The organism is Roseiflexus sp., assembly GCF_057785375.1.
Genome location: NZ_JBYNRX010000054.1, coordinates 32,286 through 50,707 on the forward strand (window position 1 = coordinate 32,286; position 18,422 = coordinate 50,707).

Consider the following 18,422-nt stretch of genomic DNA (forward strand, 5'->3'; position numbering starts at 1 on the left):
GTTGCTCCAACGAGTGTTGAGTGCGGTCGTCCTGCTGCCGCTCGTGATCGTCTGCGTGTGGTGGGGTTTCTGGCCGTTCACGATGCTGGTGGTCGTTGCGGCTGCTGTCGGTTTGAGCGAATTGTATGCGGCGTTCAACCACGGCGGGTATCTCTCGAACTATCCGCTCGGCATCATCCTTATGGCGCTGCTGCTCGGGGCGATGATCGTTCGGGCAGTGACCGGCGTCGATCTGCTGGCGCCGGCTCTGGCGCTGACGGTGATGATCGGTCTGGCGGCTTGCGCTTCCCGCCACGCACAGCACGGCGCCGTGGCAGAATGGGCGTTGACGGTCGGCGGTGCGCTCTATGTCGGCAGTCTTATGGGGTTTCTGATCCTGCTCCGCGCTATGGAGACCCCGTTGTTCAACGGATTGCTCGCTCCACTCCAACCGCAACCCGGCGCCGCCTGGATTGCGCTGGTGTTGATGGCAACCTGGGGGCAGGACCTCTTCGCCTATTTCGTCGGGAAACGCTGGGGACAGCACAAAATGGCGCCATCGCTCAGCCCGCGTAAGACATGGGAAGGCGCCGCTGGAGGGGTACTGGGTGCGCTCGTGGGCGCTTTTCTGGCGCTGGCGCTGTTTGGTCTGCCGCTCTCGCTCTGGGTAACTGCGCTCATCGGTCTCGTCGCGGGTATCGTCGGACCGGTCGGCGATCTGTCCGAGTCGTTCATCAAACGTCAGGCGGGACTGAAAGATGCCGGCAGCCTCATCCCCGGACACGGCGGCATCCTGGATCGGATCGATAGCGTGCTGTTCAGTGCGCCTGCGATCTATATCACGCTCATGCTAACCATGGCACTGTAAACCATCAGAAAGCGCGCCGGTATGCCCACACCTCGTTTATCCGCGCGAAATAAGCGCTGGCTGGTCCACGAAACGCCGCGTGAGTTTATCGCCGCCTTGCGTCAGTTTCCGCCGCCGATCGCTGCGGCGCTCTATCAGCGCGGCTTGCGCAATGAGGACGCGATCCGGGAGTTCTTCGCTTCCGACTATCGCCTGCACGATCCCTTCAAACTGCGCGGCATGGAAGCGGCAGTCCAACGCATTGTGGCAGCCATCCAGAACCACGAGCCAATGGCGGTCTATGGCGATTACGATACCGATGGCGTGACGGCGGTGACGCTGCTGGTGCAGGTCATCCGCGCTATGGGCGGGATGATCCAACCCTACGTGCCGCACCGCATCCGTGAGGGGTACGGTCTGAACACGGCAGCGATCGATGCGCTGGCGCATGAAGGCGTTCGCCTGCTGATCACAGTCGATTGCGGCATCAGCAATGTGCGTGAAGCGGAGTACGCACGCACCGTCGGACTCGACCTGATCATTACCGATCACCACGAGCCGCCTCCCCGCCTCCCCGCTGCCCTGGCACTCATTAATCCCAAACAGCCGGGGTGTCCGTACCCGTTCAAACATCTAGTTGGCGTCGGCATTGCCTATCAGGTAGCGCGCGCGCTAGCGCGACGCGGCTTACGCTCGACGCTCCAGAAAGATGACCTGCTCGATGTCGTCGCGCTTGGCACCGTCACCGACATGGGACCGCTGCTCGGCGAAAATCGCGTGCTGGTGACCCACGGCTTGAAGGCGCTCAACGCCGCACCGCGACCAGGGGTGCGCGCGCTGATCGAAGCCGCCGGCCTGATGCCGGGCAGGGTGACATCGACCGATATCAGTTTTGGGCTGGGACCACGTCTGAACGCTTCTGGCCGGATTGACAGCGCCCGGTTGAGTTATGAACTGTTGCTCGCAGAGGAACTCGAAACGGCGCAACGCCTGGCGCACGAACTGAATATGCAGAACCGCCAACGCCAGGAGGTGTCGAAGAGTGTCCAGGAACAGGCCAGCGCACAGATCCGGGCGCTGGGCAAGGATCGTCAGCGGATTATCGTGCTCGACGACGCCGGGTATCCGGCAGGGGTGGTTGGTCTGGTCGCTGCGCGTCTGGTCGAAGAGTTTGGCCGCCCAACCGTGCTGATCGAACGCGGTGAGACGTGGTCGCGCGGTTCGGCGCGTTCTGTTGCAGGATTCAGCATGATTGAGGCATTGACGGCCTGCGCCGGTCTGTTCGAGCGCTTCGGCGGGCATACCGAGGCTGCCGGGTTTACCATCGCCACCAGTCGCCTGCCAGAACTCGAAGAATGTCTGGTCCAGTATGCCGAACAGCGCCTGCCCGACGATCTGCTGATCCCTAGTCTCTGCATCGATGCCGAGATTTCGCTTGGTGAACTGTCGCACGATCTGCTCCAGGAACTGAAGAAACTGGAGCCATTCGGTCAGGGGAACCCACAACCCGTGCTCATGAGCAGTCGGGTGCAGGTCATTGGGGCATGGCCACGGGGGAGCGAGGGGCAGCACCTGAAATTGCGCCTGACCGATGCCGGCGGCGCGGGTCCGTTCAATGCCATTGCGTTTCGCTTTGGGCATCTGGTGCGCTATTTCGAACAGCCGCGCTGGATCGATGTGGCATACACCCTCGAAGCCGATGAGTGGAACGGAGGCGATGCGCTGCAATTGAATGTCAGGGATTTTCGCAGCGCACGATGAGGTGACGATGCGATGGACGAAATTGTTCGTTTTCTGCTTGAGCATCCGCCGTTCAGCCAGTTGCCGCTGCTTCAGATTCAGCGCATTGCGAGCGCCGTCCAGATCGAGTATTTCGGGCAAGGCGTTCAGATTCTGACGCAGGGGGGCAAGCCGGCTGCATTTCTCTATCTCATCCGGCGCGGCAGCGTCGATCTGCTCCGCGAGCGCAACGGCGTGGTGGAACTGACCGACACGTTGAGCGAAGGCGAATGCTTTGGCTACGTTTCGCTCATTCAGGGCAAACCGCCGATCAGTACGGTGCGCGCGCACGAAGCGACCCTCTGCTATCTCATTCCGGCGGCATTGTTCCATCAGTTGCGGCGGGATTATCCTCCCTTCGCACAGTTCTTCGCCCGCTCGATCACCGACCGGCTCGAACAGGCGCTGCAACAACGCCAGGCGACCGCTGCTCCCGAACTGTTTCAAACCCGCCTGCGCGATCTGATTACCGAACCGCTGGTCACCGTCGCTCCTGACACAACCGTGCGCGAAGCGGCGCGCCGCATGCGCGAGGCGCAGGCATCGGCGTTGATCGTCGATCTGCCGCCCTACGGCATGCTCGACGCGGGCAGCGGCATCGTCACCGACCGCGACCTGCGCAACCGGGTTGTTGCTGAAGGACGTGACTACACGACGCCGATTGCCCAGGTGATGAGCGCCCCTGCGATTACCGTGCCCGCCGATAGCCTGGTGTTCGAGGGGTTGCTGAAGATGATCGAACATGGGGTGCACCATCTGCCGTTGAGCGATGGCGGGCAGATCATCGGCGTGGTCAGTTATCGTGATTTTCTGCGCCTGCAAAGCCACAACCCGCTGCTCATGCCACAGCGACTGGTGCGCGCGCATAGCGACGCCGACCTGCGCGCCTACACCGAGCAGGTCACTGCTACAGTCGGCGGGTTGCTCGATGCTGGCGCCAGAGTGAGCGACATCGGGCGCGCCGTGGCAGCAGCGCACGATGCGCTGCTGGTGCATATCATTCGGGATGCTGAGGCGGCGCTTGGACCGCCACCGTGCCCGTATGCCTGGCTGGTGCTGGGAAGCGAAGGGCGCTACGAGCAGACGCTGCGCACCGACCAGGACAATGCGCTGATCTACGCCGACAATGCGTCAGAGGGCGCCGAAGCCTACTTCGAGGCGTTGGCGGAACGGGTCGTCGAACAACTGGTGCGCTGCGGCTTCCCGCGTTGTCCGGGCAATGTGATGGCGACCAACCCACAGTGGCGTCAACCACGATCAGTCTGGCAGAACTATTTTCGCCAGTGGATCAGCGTGCCGAGCGAAGAAGCGTTGCTCCAGACTGCGATCTTTTTCGACCATCGCCCCGTCTACGGTACGCTGGACACAGAAGCCTCACTGCGCCCCATCATCCTGCGCGCCCGCGAGAACCGGATTTTTCTTGGTCGTCTGGCGCGCGCCGCATTGCGTCAGACGGCGCCGATCAACTTTTTTCGCCAGTTGGTGCTGGAACGTCGTGGCGATCAGCGCGGCCTGATCGACCTGAAATATCGCGGCACGGCAATGATTGTCGATCTGGCGCGTCTCTTTGCGCTGGAAGCCGGCGTGCCCGATACCAATACCATCACTCGCCTGCGCAAATCAGCCGGTCATAGCAGCCTGAACGAGACCAGCGCCGAAGAACTGATTGCGGCGTTCGAATTGATCGGATTGCTGCGCCTGCGCTGGCAGTATCAGCAATTGTGCCAGGGACTGGAACCGGGCAATCAGGTCGAAGTCGATAAACTCACTCCGCTCGAACGGCGTGAACTGAAAGAAGCGCTCCGCGCTGTCGCCGTGGCGCAGCACGCAGTGGCGGTCACGTTTCAAACCAGCCTGATCGCCTGACGAGAACTGCCATGTTTCTGTTTCGTCGTCGACCTTCCAACCTTCCTGACGCTGTAGTCGGGTATCTCGAAGCGCCGCGCCCCGATTCGGCGCTACCCTGGCGCGACGTGCGGTACAGCGTGATGGACGTTGAGACCACCGGACTGAACCCGCGCCGCGATGCGCTGCTGGCGATTGGACTGGTTGAGATTGACGAAGGCCGCATCCGCATGGATCGGCGCTGGTACACCCTCGTGCGCCCGCCGGATGATGCGCCGGTCAACGCAGAAGCCATTCGGGTGCACGGTCTGCTCCCGCAGGACGTCGAGCACGCACCGCCGCTCGGCGAGGTGATTCCTGACGTGCTTCGACGATTGACCGGTCGGGTGCTGGTGGTGCACGTCGCCGATATCGACATCGGCTTTTTGCGCCAGGCGATGCGGCGGCTGTACGGTGTCGAACCGCGCGGTCCCGCCATCGACACGGCGCGTCTGGCATGGCATTTTCAGCGCAATCAGCGCCTGATCGAAGGATCGGCATCAGAGCAGGAACCGGCATTGCAACTGCGCGCACTGGCGGAAAGTGTGGGATTGCCCGTTTACCCTGAGCATAACGCCCTCAACGATGCTCTGACGACTGCGCAACTCTTTCTGGCTCAGGTCAGCCTGGTCGCAGTACACGATACCCCCCGCCTGCGCGACCTGCTGCGCGCCGGGGGATGTCTGCGGTAGGCGCGAGGGGCGAGGCAAGAGGGGCGAGGCAAGAGGGGCGAGGGGCGAGGCGCGAGGCGCGAGGCAAGAGGCGCAAGGGGCGAGGCGCAAGGGGCGAGGCAAGAGGGGCGAGGGGTGAGGCGCGAGGGGCGAGGCAAGAGGCGCGAGGGGCGAGGGGTGAGGCGCGAGGCGCGAGGGGCGAGGCAAGAGGGGCGAGGCAAGAGGGGCGAGGCAAGAGGGGCGAGGCAAGAGGTACCAATGCAACGGCGGTTGTCTCGCAACGATAGTCGGCGCAAGGCGTGTTCGCCTTCCCTCGTTTTTACAGGATCTTTATCGTAGCCTTAAGATGACTTGACATCATCCGCATATAGTGTTTACAATCAGTATACACGTTCCCGCATCTGTCAGAAGCATGGTGTAAGCCCTGGTACAGCACGATGTCGTGCGCCCAAGGGCGCTCTCCGCGAGCCGCTCTGATCGCACAGCATTGACGCTAGGAGGTGAACAGATGACACTCACCCACGTGCTTGGTTCGACCAACAATGTCGAAACCGCCGACGTTGTGGTACGTCCGCCGGAGGAAGCTGCGCGCAACGCGAACCTGACCGACTATGAGTCGGTCTACCGCCGTTCGATTGAGGATCCGCACGGGTTTTGGGGCGAGGCGGCGCAGGCGCTGCACTGGTTCGAGCCGTTTCACACCGTGCTCGATGAAAGCAACGCCCCGTTCTACAAATGGTTTGTCGGCGGCAAGACAAACATGGCGTACAACGCACTTGATTGTCATGTGCAAACATGGCGCAAGAACAAGGTGGCGCTGATTTGGGAGAGCGAAGACGGCATCATTCGCACCTACACCTACTGGCAACTGTACCGTGATGTCAACAAGTTTGCCAATGTCCTCAAATCGCTTGGCGTGCGCAAAGGAGACCGGGTGGCCATCTACACCGGTCGTTGCCCGGAGCAGGCGATCGCTATGCTGGCATGCGCCCGCATTGGCGCCGTTCACACCGTCGTCTATGGCGGTCTGTCGACCGAGGCGCTGCGCAGCCGTATCGATGATGCCCACGCCAAAGTGCTGGTGGTGGCGGATGGCAGCCTGCTGAACGGCAAGATTGTCAAACTGAAAGAAATTGCAGATCAGGCGGTCGATCACGCGCCGTCGATTGAAACATGCGTCGTCATCAAACGCACCGGGCACGAGGTCGATATTCGCAGCGGGCGCGACTACTGGTGGCACGATTTGATGAGCCTGCCGATCGCCTCGGCGCGCTGCGAGAGCGAGCCGCTCGATGCCGAAGACCCGTTCTTCATCATCTATACCTCCGGCTCCACGGGCAAGCCCAAAGGGGTGGTCCACACCCTCGGCGGCTACATGGTGGATGTCTACACCACCCTGAAGTATGTGCTCGACTTCAAAGAAGAAGATACGCTCTTCTGCACCTCCGACGCAGGCTGGATCGTCGGGCACTCGATTGTGCTGTATGGACCATTGATGCACGGCATCACCACGCTGATGTACGAAGGTGCGCCCGCCTATCCCTACCCGGATCGCTGGTGGCACCTGATCGAGCGGCACGGCGTGACGCTGATGTTTACCGCGCCGACCGGCGTGCGCGGCTTGATGCGCTACGGCGACGCCTGGCCCCAACGCCGCAATCTGAGTACGCTCCGTCTGCTGGCGTGCGCCGGAGAACCGCTCAATCCCGAAGCATGGCGCTGGTTCTACGAAGTGATTGGACAGCAGCGTTGCCCGATCATTGACAACTGGTGGCAAACAGAAACATCACGCCCGATGATTTCCAACTATGCGTCACTGCCGATGAAGCCCGGTTCCTGCGGGTTTCCTGTGCCAGGAGTCGCGCTCGACATCGTCGATGAACAGGGGCAGAGCGTACCGCCTGGCGTCGAAGGCGCGCTGGTCATCACCCGGCCGTGGCCTTCGATGCTGCGCACCATCTACGGCGACGATCAACGCTATATCGATCAGTACTGGAGCCGCTATCCGGGCATGTATCTCACCGGCGACGCCGCCAAACGCGACGCTGATGGGTATATGTGGATCATCGGTCGCACCGACGATGTCATCAAGGTCTCCGGGTATCGCCTGGGCACCGCCGAAGTCGAAAGCGCGCTCGTCTCACACCCGGCGGTGGCGGAGGCGGCAGTGATCGGGTTGCCGCATCCGGTGCGCGGCAATGCCATTCATGCCTTTGTGCTGCTCCGCAACGGGCATTCGCCATCGGAAGAACTGGCCAACGAGTTGAAAGCCCATGTCGGCAAAGTGATGGGACCAATCGCCAAGCCCGAAACGATTTCATTCCCGCCGACGCTGCCAAAGACTCGCTCGGGCAAAATCATGCGCCGCGTCCTGCGCGCTCAGGCGCTCGGCGAACCGCTTGGCGACCTCAGTACGATGGAAGGGTAACGGGATTCGGTGGTCTGGACAGTGTCAGTATGCTTAGGGAGGAACCTGCATGTCGATCGATGTAGCCGAACCAAGAACGATCAGTCAGTTCGAGGACGAACAGGGTATCTACTCGCCGCCGTCACACATTGTCGAGCAAGCCAACATAACCGCGTACATGCGCTCGAAAGGCTTCGCGACCTGGGAAGAACTGTACCGGTGGTCAATTGAGCATCCACACCTCTTCTGGGCGGATATGGCAAACCGCCTCGAGTGGTACGAGCCATGGGAGAAGGTGCTCGACGACTCGAACAAGCCCTTCTACAAATGGTTCGTCGGCGGCAAGTTCAACATTGTGCACAATGCGATTGATCGCCACTTGAAGACTGCCCGCCGCAACAAACAGGCGCTCATTTGGGAAGGCGAAGATGGGACGTATCGCGCCTTTTCCTACTTCGGCATCAACCGCGAAGTGTCGAAATTCGCGAATGTGCTGAAGAGCATGGGCGTTCAGCCGGGTGACATCGTGTCGATCTATATGCCACGCATCCCCGAACTGGTCTTTGCGATGCTGGCATGCGCCAAGATCGGCGCTGCGCACTCGGTGATCTACGGCGGCTTCTCGGTGGAAGCCTTGCGCGAGCGCATCGCCGATGCACAGTCGAAGGTGCTGATCACCGCCGATGGCGGCTATATGCGCGGCAAAATCGTCGAACTCAAGAAGATCGCCGATGAGGCGATGGGGCACAGCCCCTCGATCCAGACCTGCATCGTCGTGCGGCGCACCGGTCACGAGGTCGAGATGCAGGCGGGCCGCGACTACTGGTGGCACGATCTGATGAGCCTGCCGATTGCCTCGGCGCGCTGCGAGACGGTTCCGGTCGATGCCGAGCATCCGCTCTATATTCTGTACACCTCCGGCAGCACCGGCAAGCCCAAGGGCGTGGTTCACGTCCACGGCGGCTACGCCGTCTATATTTCGTCCACCCTGCACTTTACCTTCGACATCAAAGAGGAGGATCGCTACTGGTGCGCCGCCGATCCCGGCTGGGTCACCGGTCATTCGTACATTGTGTATAGTCCGTTGATCGAAGGCGCAACGTCGTTCATGTATGAAGGCGCACCCAATTACCCTTACCCGAACCGCTGGTGGAGCCTGGTGGAGAAGTACGGCATCAACGTTCTCTACACCGCACCAACGGCCATTCGCGGCCTCATGCGCTTCGGTGACGCCTGGCCCAATCGCCACGACCTGTCGAGCCTGCGCCTCCTGGGTTCGGTCGGCGAGCCGATCAATCCCGAAGCGTGGCGCTGGTTCTACAATGTCATCGGCAAGGGGCGCTGCCCGATTATGGATACCTGGTGGCAGACCGAAACCGGCGGTTTTATGATCACCCCTAACCCCACGACGCCGCTGAAGCCCGGCTCGGCAACCCGCCCGTTCCTCGGCATCGAGGCGGATGTGGTCGATGAGCAGGGACGCAGCAAGGGCGCCAACGAAGACGGGTTGCTGGTGATCAAGACGCCATGGCCCGGCATGATGCGCACTATTCTGCGCGACCCGGATCGGTATGTCAATCAGTACTGGAACAGCGATCCGCCTGGCATGTATACTGCCGGCGACTCGGCGCGCAGGGACGAGGATGGGTACTTCTGGATCATTGGGCGTATCGACGACGTGATCAAGGTGTCGGGGTACCGCCTGGGCACCGCCGAGATCGAGAGCGCATTGGTGTCGCACCCGGCGGTTTCGGAAGCCGCAGCCATCGGTCTGCCGCATGAGGTGAAGGGCACCGCGATCCACTGCTTCGTCATTCTGCGGGCTGGCATCGACGGCACACCGGCGCTGGAAGATGAACTCAAGGCGCACGTGGCGCGCGAGATGGGGCCGATTGCGCGCCCGGAGAGCATCAAGTTCGTCTCGATCCTGCCGAAGACTCGCTCGGGCAAGATTATGCGGCGCGTGCTCAAAGCGCAGGCGTTAGGACAGGATCCCGGCGATCTCTCAACGCTGGAGGGGTAAGTCGGGTAGGCGGGTAGGCGAAGGCAATGCCTTCGCCTACCCGATGAGTGTCACGTGGCGATTGTGCGGATAGCCTCTCAAGAGGAGCGTCAAACGTTACGACGCTGAACGTTCATTCAACGTGATACGCCAGAACGACCAGATTGTGCGGCTTACCCTGGCGATCGCGGATGTGATTGACGAGGCGCCCTTCGAGTTTGAAGCCCAGGCGCGTAAAAATGGCCTGGCCGGCGGTTTGTTCCTCGACCATATCGACGAACACTTTTGTCGCCCCCAGTTTGCGCGCGTGGGCCACAATCTCACCCGCCATGACGGTGCCAAGCCCACAGCGTCGCCAGGCTTCGTCAACAATCAATTGAATATCAGCCACATGGCTCGAACGACCCGGCAACTGGCGCGCCGACGCGTAGGCCGCAATGGCGCCATCGGGCGCCACGGCGACGATCTGTCGCCAGTGCTCGGCGTCGCGCGCACTGACCAGGCGCGCGACCACTTCCGGACTGCGCAGGTCGTTCTCAACATGCAGCCAGTCGTTTTCGGGCAGCGCAGCGCCAAATGCAATCAGCCGCTCATTGTCTCCCGCTTCTATCAGACGGATGTGGACAGTGCGCTCATTGCGCAGCGCGGCATCGAATGGAACTCTGGGCGGGGCGGTCGTCATTGGCAGCTCCTGTCATAGTGACCAAACCGTGAAATCTTGCACAACATCGATTATACCTTTGTCGGTACACAGGAGTTCATATGGTTCGGAATGATGGACGAGCGCCTTCTGATCTGCGTCCGGTTCGGATCAGCATCGACACCTATGGGTATGCTGAAGGATCGGCGCTGATTGCAATGGGGAATACATGCGTGCTCTGCACCGCCAGCGTGGAAGAGGGCGTCCCGCAGTGGCTGCGCGGTCAACAGCGCGGTTGGGTGACCGCCGAATATGCGTTGCTGCCGCGTTCGACGGCGCAGCGCACCCGCCGCGAACGCAGCGGACTCTCAGGACGCACGCAGGAAATCCAGCGCCTGATCGGGCGTGCCCTGCGCGCTGCGGTCTCCCTGGAGGCGCTCGACGGATTTACGGTCACCATTGACTGCGATGTGCTCCAGGCGGACGGCGGCACCCGCACTGCGTCGATTACCGGCGGGTATGTGGCGCTGGCGCTGGCGATGCACCGCCTGTCCGCCGCCGGGCGGCTGGCTGCCAACCCGCACCAGCACGCCGTCGCTGCCGTCAGCGCCGGGTACGTTGGCGGCCAGGCATTGCTCGACCTCGACTATAGTGAAGATAGCGTCGCCGACATCGATTGCAACCTGGTGTTGATAGATGACGGCGCCATTGTTGAAGTGCAATCCACCGCAGAAGCGCGCGCCGTCAGTCGCGCGGAGTTCGACGCCTTGCTCGATCTCGCAACCGATGGCATTCATCGCCTGTTCGCCATTCAGCACGAAGCGCTGGCGCCGGTTGTTGAAGCATTGCACGGTGATCGGGGGAACATTGCCCACTGAGCGTTTTTATTTCCTCAGCGCCTGCGGCAGCGCGGCGTTCCCGATCAAGGCGGTGCGGTGCGGCGGCAAAGCCCGCACCGCCAAAGAAGACCAGTGCCGCTCTGCCAAAGGCAACAAGAGCCCGTTACGCAGCTCGTCCGTGAGGTGACCGCGTAACTCCTGTTGTGTGAATTCTAAGGTCTCTTGCCTCACCTGCGATGAACGACATACACCGGCGCCGGACCCAGGTCGATCACCAGGCGGCCCCCGCCGGCGACAATGGTCGACGTGGCGCCATCGCGCGTGACGAGCGTGGCGGTTGATGCGCTGGTGCGAATGCTCGCGCGCACCGGCATCGGCGACCATAAAACGTCGATCGTGACGTCGCCACGCTGAAATTGCGCATCATACGCTTCTGGACCGCTGATTGCAAACAGATCGTCGAGGTGGATGATCCCTTCGCCCGTAAAGGCATCTGGAGAGTCGTCGAGCACAATGGCATCCAGCCGTGCAGGAAAGTCGACCCGCCCGTTGCCATTACCGCTGATCCGGTCCCATTCCGGCGCAACGCCCACGATTGGCGCTTCCAGGATGCGCCATCCCGGCGGTCCAATTGTGCCTAGGGCGAACTGCAACACTTCCCCTTCGGCATCGCGCACCCAGACCTTGAGCGTATTTCCGGAGCCATCGCCATACACCCATAGACCCAGGGCGTAGGAACCAGCGGGAATGGGCGCCGGGCGCTCGCGCCGGAAGACGACGAACTCATTGGCGCGCGAGGGGAACGTGTAGCGCAACTGAGCCGCACCGCGCCCGCTGCGCACTCGCTCGCCGGATGGCGTCAAATCGCCATACGCCTGATCGCCGCGCCGCCATGAACCAAACTGCTCGAAGTCCAGCACGGTGGTTCGGTTGAACAGATCGCGCACCACCACCAGGTCGGCGCCTGCCAGGTATTCCGCCATCACCCGGTATGCCGTAAACGACGGCTTCAGGCGACTGTAGTCGAAATAGCCGACACCGAGCCCGACCAGACCATAGGGGTTGCCGGGGTCGTCCTTGAGCGTATACCAGAATATCTTCTCGACGCCCGCGCGCCAGAGCAACAACGTCGCGCGCACCAGAAAATTGGCCTGATCCTGCTCATTCACCACTCCCACGGCGTCGCGGTCGCCGCGCCCGCTCGACCACCCAATCTCGGTGACCCAGATCGGGCGTGCGCCGTACTGTTCCGCAACTGCGCGCGCCGCTTCGACGCCTGCGATCAGGTTGCCAATCTCAGGCGCGCTTGGACTGACATACGGATGGATGGCGAGAATATCGAAACTTGCCCACGCGCCAGCCTCCGCCACCTGGCGTAAAAACGACGGCTCGAACGAATAGACCCCGCCGATCAGAATGGTCGCCTGCGGGTTGACTGACCGGATGGCAGCGGCGGAGAGGCGCAGGAGCGTGGCATACGCGACGGGATCGGGGGCAGGCTTCCAGAACAACGGATTGTCCGGCTCATTCCAGATTTCCCAGTGAGAAATGTAATTGCGGTAGCGTTGCGCAACAGCGGCGGCAAACGCAGCAAATCGTTGCGGGTCGGGAGCGTAGAACGACACTCCGTGCAGCACATCACTGGGGAACGGTGTTGCCCATCCCGGAGGGTGCCCGATGACGCCCAGAATATTCACCCCCCGCCGACTGAGCGCCCGCACCGCTTCATCGGTAAATGTCCAGTCGTAAGGGGCGTCGGGCGTCGGCTGAATGCGGAACCAGTGAAAGTCTTCGCGCGCCCAGCCAACACCCAGGTTCGCAACGATGTCTGCCGGCACATGCATCGAGGCAGGGTCCCAATACCTGGTTGCCAGATGGCTGTTGACGCCGAAAGGCGAGTCGTGCAACGTCGTGCGGGGCGTTTCCATCACCACAGGTGCAGCTTCGGGAGGTGCAACGGCCGGCAGCATCGCCAGCAGCAGGGTCATCACCACAATGATTGACAGGACGCGATCAACGCGCGGCAGCGATGGTAAGCGCATAGTGCCGCAATTATACCAGAGGCGCAGGCGACGGTTATCATCAGGGCGCTTCGATCTGCACCATGGGCGTCGTCGCTGCGCCTGCAAGCATACGACCGCCAGGGAGGACCAGTTCAGGCGGCGGTGCGGCATATGCGCCTGGCAAGGAAGCGCGCACCAGATAGGTGTGCTGGTAGATGCCGGGCATCAGTACTGCGGCTGTGAGTTCAACCCGGTCATTGAAGACGCTGATCTGATCGAATGTCGACATGACACCGGTATCGACCGGTGCAAATCCGGCAGGAAACGGGTCGCGCACGGTCACGAAGCGTCGTTCGTGAAATACTGCGAGCGTCAATCGCACCTGCACCAGTTGTCCGGAGCGCAGCCCCGTCGGATCGATCAGCGTGCCGGTGTGTGGGTCCAGATACTCACGAAGCAGTCCGGCGCCTTCCGATGGCAGCGGTGCGCCGGCAGCATGCGTCACCTGCCAGGAGACCAGAGCCGGAGCGCCGCTGCTGGTCACAACCAGCGCATTGGTTGGGCGCAGGTCGGCGATAGGGATGGGAACCAGACGCAGCATCACATCGGGCGCATCGGGCAGGAGTACGGGTGCGCCGTTGAAGGTGAGCGCGATGGTTGCCGGGGTGTCTTCCGGCATGACAGCGCGTAGCGCCTGCACAACGCGCGCAGTTGTCAAGGCATCACCCCATCCGGACGGCATCATATGCGCGACCAGCCAGCGGGTAGCGTCGGTTGCCAGCGGATGGCGCGGTGAGGCATGATGGATCGCCTGCACCGCCAGCGCTGTGGTGGCAACATCATCGTATGCGAACACACCGTCCGACGGCGTTCTCCACCATGCGGTCGTGTCTGCGCGCTGCGCGAGGCTTATGAGGCGTGGCAGCGCCGGACTGACGCGCGCCTGATTGGAGGGCAGCATCAGCAGATAACATGCCAGTCCATGGACGTTTAGTTCACTATCGTCCCATTCGCGCGGAAGGGCGGGTTCGGCGCTATCGAGCCGCGCCAGGGCGGAATTCAGGCAGACGCGCGCTTCGAGCGGAACATTGGGATCGCGTGCCAAGCGGGTTGCCAGGATCGTTGCGCGTTCGAGCGACTCGTCGGGCAGAGCAAATCCGGCTTCCTGCGCATGGGCGAGCGCTTCGAGCACGACTGCGGTCACAGCCGGATTCGATGGTCCTCTCGATTGCCAGATCCATCCCCCATCATTTGTCTGCAATGCTGCGAGATGATCGATTGACCGGCGAATTTCAGGATGCGCCTCTGCCAGCGATGCCGCCATCAAGACGATAGCCGCGTCATCGAATGCGCGGCGATCAGGCATCGCTGCAAGGACGCGCACCCGTTCCAGCGCCAGCGCTTTCAACGAGGGCGCCACAGCAATATCGAGCCAACCCCATCCTGCCAGACTATCGTCGGGTACCGCTATGTTCGCCTCGAACCGGTCGGTCACGAGTGCGCCATCTGCGCTGATAACCGTTTGAGCAGGGGGCAGCACCAGCAGCGCTGTGCGCAGCGTCTCACTGAACGCCGCACCGGTTGCAACGGTCGCCTGCATCTCCAGTGTGGCGACAGACGGCGCACGAAACATGAACGGTATGGATGTGACGCCTGCTTCTGGAATGGTCGCAACCTGAACTGTCGATGTCCCATCAGGGAAGCGCAGCGTGATATTCGTTTCCCGCGTTATCCCAGCAGATGCCTCGAGACGGATGCTGGCGCCGATCTGATCACCGGCGCGCGCGAACGGCGGGGTGACCACCTGCACCACGATGGCTCGATCCGCAATCAATCGCAACTTCGTCTTCCCGAAGCCGCGTTCGCCAGCAACCCACACATCCGCCAGCAAGGCGCCGGGGGTCTGCGGCAGCAGAGCGTTGATGCGCAGCACACCATCGTCGTCCGTTCGATCAATACGCCACGCGATGACCTCTTGCCCCTCATCGGCATCGGTCACAATCCGCACAAGCACATCGGCAGGCGCCGGATCGCCGTTTGCGTCGGTTACTGTGAGCGTCAGCGCGGCAGTTGCGCCGGGAGCGTACCCCTGTGCATCGGTCGTCAACGTGAGTGAAAGTGATGGAGACACAGCCCCAACCGGCAGATCGACCTGCAAACGTCGTTGGGCGGGCAGGCGCACTGCTGGCGTCAGCGTCACCTGAACACCCGGCGCATCGTCGGATGTCAGGGTCAGGGTCAACGGCTCACCGGCGCGCACCGTGTGCAGTTCTTCCCGCACTTCCCCCGACGCCTGTTGCACCGTCAACAGCACTGGCGCTTCGGGAAGCGGTTCAAGCGGCAGGATGAACGCCGTATCGCCCGGCTGATAGCGGGAGCGATCGGTAAGAAGCCCGGCGCCGCTTTGCTGCGCGGTCCAATCGGTAAATCCAGGCTGATAGGCGCGCAGGATAATGTCGGTCGGCAGATTCGCCGGATCGACGCCTGCACGCAATGCGCGCACCCGGTAGGCGCCAGGCGTCAGCAACGGCACAGTCAGCGTCGCCCGTCCGTTGCTGTCGGTAACCACCACACGGCTCAGAAGTGGCCGATCCACAGATGATACCGCGGAATGATCGGGCGCATCGCCGTTGAGCAGCGTCACCTCGACCTGCACGCGCTGTGCGGCGAGCGGTTGGCCGTCGAACACCGTTACGACCTCGATATTCGCTGATGTTCCTGCGCGCACCATCAGCGACGATGTGCGAAGTCTGACGAGCGGCGCAGGCGGCGCCTCAATCAGGCGTTCAATCGTGAGTGCAGGCCCGTATGGCTCGGTAATGCGGGCGCGGAAGCGATACCGATGCCAGGGATCGAAAGGAACACCAATTGCAAGCATGCCGTTGTTGTCGGTAACGTCCGCACCCGAAAGCGACGGCGGAGGATCGGGTTTGCCAAAGACGGTATCATCGTCTATCGGGAGGGGCAGAGGTTCATGATCGATCGTCCAGTCGACGCTGGCGCCTGCAACCGGCAGACCTTCTGGTGTGCGCACCGTTACCAGCAGCGCAGCGTTTTGCCCTTGCACCGTGCTGTCAACCGTCACCCGCAGCGGCGATGCCGACGCCTCGACGCGAAATGTGGCAATGCCACGTTCGTCTTGCGGCGTTACAATGCGGTAAACGCCGGGTTGCGCATCGATAGGGAGCGGAAGCGCGATCTCGAACACGCCAGTTCCATCGAGGGTAATCTGCTTGCGCATCGAGTGTCCTGCCGGATTGCGCACTTCCAGATCGAGCGTCTGTCCTGGCGCCGGCGCGTCGAAGGATTGCCCGCTGTTCTGACGGACGAAACCACGGACCGACACCTGCTCACCCGGCGCATAGACAGTCCGGTCGGTCGCAACAACGACACGCAGACGCGGTGCAGGGGCGCCTTGCGGCAGGGCGTCCGGAGTGGCAAGTGCTGGCAGATCGCCACTGAACGCCAGAAGATCGCGCGGCAGAACTCCTGTTAGATCAACAGTCCACACCCCGCGCTCATCACTACGCCCGGCGGCGATCAATGATCCCTGGCGATACAGAGCAAGCGGCGCATCAGGAATGACCGTCGTGCTGACCGTGTCCGTTGCCCATACAATTGCGCGCTGCCCGATAACCTGAAGCGAGAGCGCCGCGCGCGACACAACGAGGAGCACACCGGTTCCGACACGCTCCGGTGTGCGGAAGCGCAGAAAATAGATGCCCGGCGGCGGCGGCGAACCATCATCAAGCGCCACCGTCACCCGCGACTCGACCGTCGTGTTGAGCGGATCGGCAAGCGGTTCTGACCAGGAACGCAGTAATGAAAGACCGTAGCGCGACGGCTCAAAGTTCGTCCATTCAGCATCGCTGAAACTCAGAGCGCGCAGCGACGTCGTCTCATCGAGTTGATAGAGCGCCAGGCGCAACTCTGACAGATTCGCGCGCCGTGTCAACAGAGCAATCGCCTGATCGGGAAGCGCCCGGATCACGCGACCATTCGCTTCCGGCAGAGTCAACGCTGGCGCAGCCGGCGACGTAAAAAAACGAATCTGATAGTCGCGTTCGAGCGGAACACCGGCGCGATCCGTGAGCGACGACGGAATCGTGATGGTGTAGATCGTTGCTGCCTGGAGTGATGCGTCGATCCGTGCTTCACCGTCATTCGCAATGACCCGGAGGTCGTCTACCGGCGGCTCAATACGCATCTGCGCGCGCAGCGCCTCGGCATCAATCGGCGTGCTGAAGATCAGGCGCACATTGCCCCCTGGCGAAAGCAACTGCCCCTCGCCGGGGAACCGTCCGATCAACGCCGGTTTTGGCGCAGCGGTGAAGCTCCATCGATATGGCTGAGCCAGGAACGTCGCTCCATTCGCCAACGTTGTTGAGATTGCAACGGTGTAGGACGTTCCAGCCTGCCACGCAACAGCAGGGGTGTAGGTCACGACCTGTGCACCATCGGGCAACAGCGCATCCTGAAGCGAACCAGACGCCGGCGGCGTAATCGAAAGTGCAGCTTCGAGCGCCCGAAGATCGACGGGGTGTGAAAACACGATGCGGAGCGGTTCATACGGTCCCACCTGGCGCGCATGTGGCGGCGGCGACACGTCGCGCACAGAAGGCGCCAGCGTTGTGAACGACCAGGTATAGGTGCGTCCAAGCGGCACGCCGCTTTGGTCGGTCAGGTTTGAGTCGAGGGAGAAGGTATAGCGAACGCCAGGGCGCAGCGGTTCGGATGGACGGAACAGCAACGTAATAGGATCGAGCCAGGTCACACTGCCCGAAAGCGGCGGGTCGCTGCGGAGCGCGGGGAATAGTCGGGGATGGGTAAGCGCATCAGCCGATGCGATAGGGCGGCTGAACCGCACACCGACCAGCGTGTCGAGCGAAACGGCAACGCTGCCGTCGCGTGGCCACAGGGCAGTGACGGCAGCCGGCGGCGCCGTTTCGAACGTCCATGTGAACGGTTGCGCGATAGGGCGAAAATATCGGCTCAGCGCCGCCTCAGTGATCGTGACACGGTAGCGCGTACCGGCCTGAAGTGCGTGTGTTGGCGTGAGCGTCAGCGTGGTACGATCGGCGTCCCATCCATGCGCCACATCTATCACAGGTTCGAGGCGCACAGCGCGCTCGACGGCAGGGGGATTCATCGGAACACTGAACTGAATGACGATTGAGGTGCGGGGTGAGACCTCGCGCGCGCCGTCCGGCGGTGACACCCCGACGACCGCAGGCGGCGCGGAGAACGATGGGAGAAGAACGAAGCGCGCTCCCGGCAGCGCCAGGGACGCCAGCACAATAACCAGCAAAACACCGGTCCAGATCACACTGATCTGTCGCAGAAAACGCACGCGTACTCCTCGACGGCGAGC

General features: G+C 62.2%; 10 protein-coding genes. 7 read left to right on the forward strand and 3 right to left on the reverse strand.

Features of this window, described 5'->3' with window-relative positions; genetic code table 11:
* Nucleotide 1 precedes the first annotated feature (1 nt).
* The 6 genes from AC3EA7_RS09440 to acs (AC3EA7_RS09465) all read left to right on the forward strand — a co-directional run bounded on the left by AC3EA7_RS09440 (nt 2) and on the right by acs (AC3EA7_RS09465) (nt 9,590).
* Nucleotides 2-847 (forward strand): phosphatidate cytidylyltransferase, encoded by an 846-nt coding sequence (locus AC3EA7_RS09440; protein ID WP_488613796.1) that lies wholly within the window; start codon nt 2-4, stop codon nt 845-847.
* Between the two features lie 21 nt (nt 848-868).
* Nucleotides 869-2,587 carry a single-stranded-DNA-specific exonuclease RecJ gene (gene recJ, locus AC3EA7_RS09445; RefSeq protein WP_488613797.1) on the forward strand — a complete coding sequence of 573 codons (1,719 nt, stop codon included), beginning with the start codon at nt 869-871 and terminating at the stop codon, nt 2,585-2,587.
* Nucleotides 2,588-2,599: 12 nt separating this feature from the next.
* The gene (locus AC3EA7_RS09450) at nt 2,600-4,471 is read left to right on the forward strand and encodes a DUF294 nucleotidyltransferase-like domain-containing protein (protein ID WP_488613798.1); all 1,872 of its coding nucleotides are present in this window, start codon (nt 2,600-2,602) and stop codon (nt 4,469-4,471) included.
* Nucleotides 4,472-4,482: 11 nt separating this feature from the next.
* Nucleotides 4,483-5,181, forward strand: a complete 699-nt coding sequence (locus tag AC3EA7_RS09455; RefSeq protein ID WP_488613799.1) for a 3'-5' exonuclease — start codon at nt 4,483-4,485, stop codon at nt 5,179-5,181.
* Between the two features lie 487 nt (nt 5,182-5,668).
* The gene (acs, locus tag AC3EA7_RS09460; protein WP_488613800.1) at nt 5,669-7,588 is read left to right on the forward strand and encodes an acetate--CoA ligase; all 1,920 of its coding nucleotides are present in this window, start codon (nt 5,669-5,671) and stop codon (nt 7,586-7,588) included.
* 49 nt (nt 7,589-7,637) lie between these two features.
* Entirely contained in the window at nt 7,638-9,590 is a 1,953-nt protein-coding gene (acs, locus tag AC3EA7_RS09465) for an acetate--CoA ligase (RefSeq protein ID WP_488613801.1), read from the forward strand.
* A 112-nt stretch (nt 9,591-9,702) separates the two neighbouring features.
* On the opposite strand, the gene AC3EA7_RS09470 is transcribed toward acs (AC3EA7_RS09465), so the two are convergent.
* Nucleotides 9,703-10,251 carry a GNAT family N-acetyltransferase gene (locus AC3EA7_RS09470; RefSeq protein ID WP_488613802.1) on the reverse strand — a complete coding sequence of 183 codons (549 nt, stop codon included), beginning with the start codon at nt 10,249-10,251 and terminating at the stop codon, nt 9,703-9,705.
* A gap of 80 nt (nt 10,252-10,331) precedes the next feature.
* On the opposite strand from AC3EA7_RS09470, the gene rph reads away from it, so the two are divergent.
* Entirely contained in the window at nt 10,332-11,087 is a 756-nt protein-coding gene (gene rph, locus AC3EA7_RS09475; RefSeq protein ID WP_488613803.1) for a ribonuclease PH, read from the forward strand.
* Nucleotides 11,088-11,275: 188 nt separating this feature from the next.
* Here the strand turns inward: rph and AC3EA7_RS09480 are convergent, their stop codons facing one another.
* Together AC3EA7_RS09480 and AC3EA7_RS09485 are read right to left on the reverse strand one after the other, a co-directional pair.
* Complete coding sequence (locus tag AC3EA7_RS09480; protein WP_488613804.1) at nt 11,276-13,090, reverse strand: glycosyl hydrolase; 1,815 nt, start codon at nt 13,088-13,090, stop codon at nt 11,276-11,278.
* Between the two features lie 40 nt (nt 13,091-13,130).
* Entirely contained in the window at nt 13,131-18,401 is a 5,271-nt protein-coding gene (locus AC3EA7_RS09485; protein ID WP_488613805.1) for an Ig-like domain-containing alpha-2-macroglobulin family protein, read from the reverse strand.
* Between the last annotated feature and the right edge of the window lie 21 nt (nt 18,402-18,422).

Excerpts from the sequence above, each read along its gene's own strand:
- recJ (WP_488613797.1), top strand. The coding sequence starts at position 869 with ATGCCCACACCTCGTTTATCCGCGCGAAATAAGCGCTGGCTGGTCCAC.
- AC3EA7_RS09450 (WP_488613798.1), top strand. The coding sequence starts at position 2,600 with ATGGACGAAATTGTTCGTTTTCTGCTTGAGCATCCGCCGTTCAGCCAG.
- AC3EA7_RS09455 (WP_488613799.1), top strand. The coding sequence starts at position 4,483 with ATGTTTCTGTTTCGTCGTCGACCTTCCAACCTTCCTGACGCTGTAGTC.
- acs (WP_488613800.1), top strand. The coding sequence starts at position 5,669 with ATGACACTCACCCACGTGCTTGGTTCGACCAACAATGTCGAAACCGCC.
- acs (WP_488613801.1), top strand. The coding sequence starts at position 7,638 with ATGTCGATCGATGTAGCCGAACCAAGAACGATCAGTCAGTTCGAGGAC.
- AC3EA7_RS09470 (WP_488613802.1), bottom strand. The coding sequence starts at position 10,251 with ATGACGACCGCCCCGCCCAGAGTTCCATTCGATGCCGCGCTGCGCAAT.
- rph (WP_488613803.1), top strand. The coding sequence starts at position 10,332 with ATGGTTCGGAATGATGGACGAGCGCCTTCTGATCTGCGTCCGGTTCGG.
- AC3EA7_RS09480 (WP_488613804.1), bottom strand. The coding sequence starts at position 13,090 with ATGCGCTTACCATCGCTGCCGCGCGTTGATCGCGTCCTGTCAATCATT.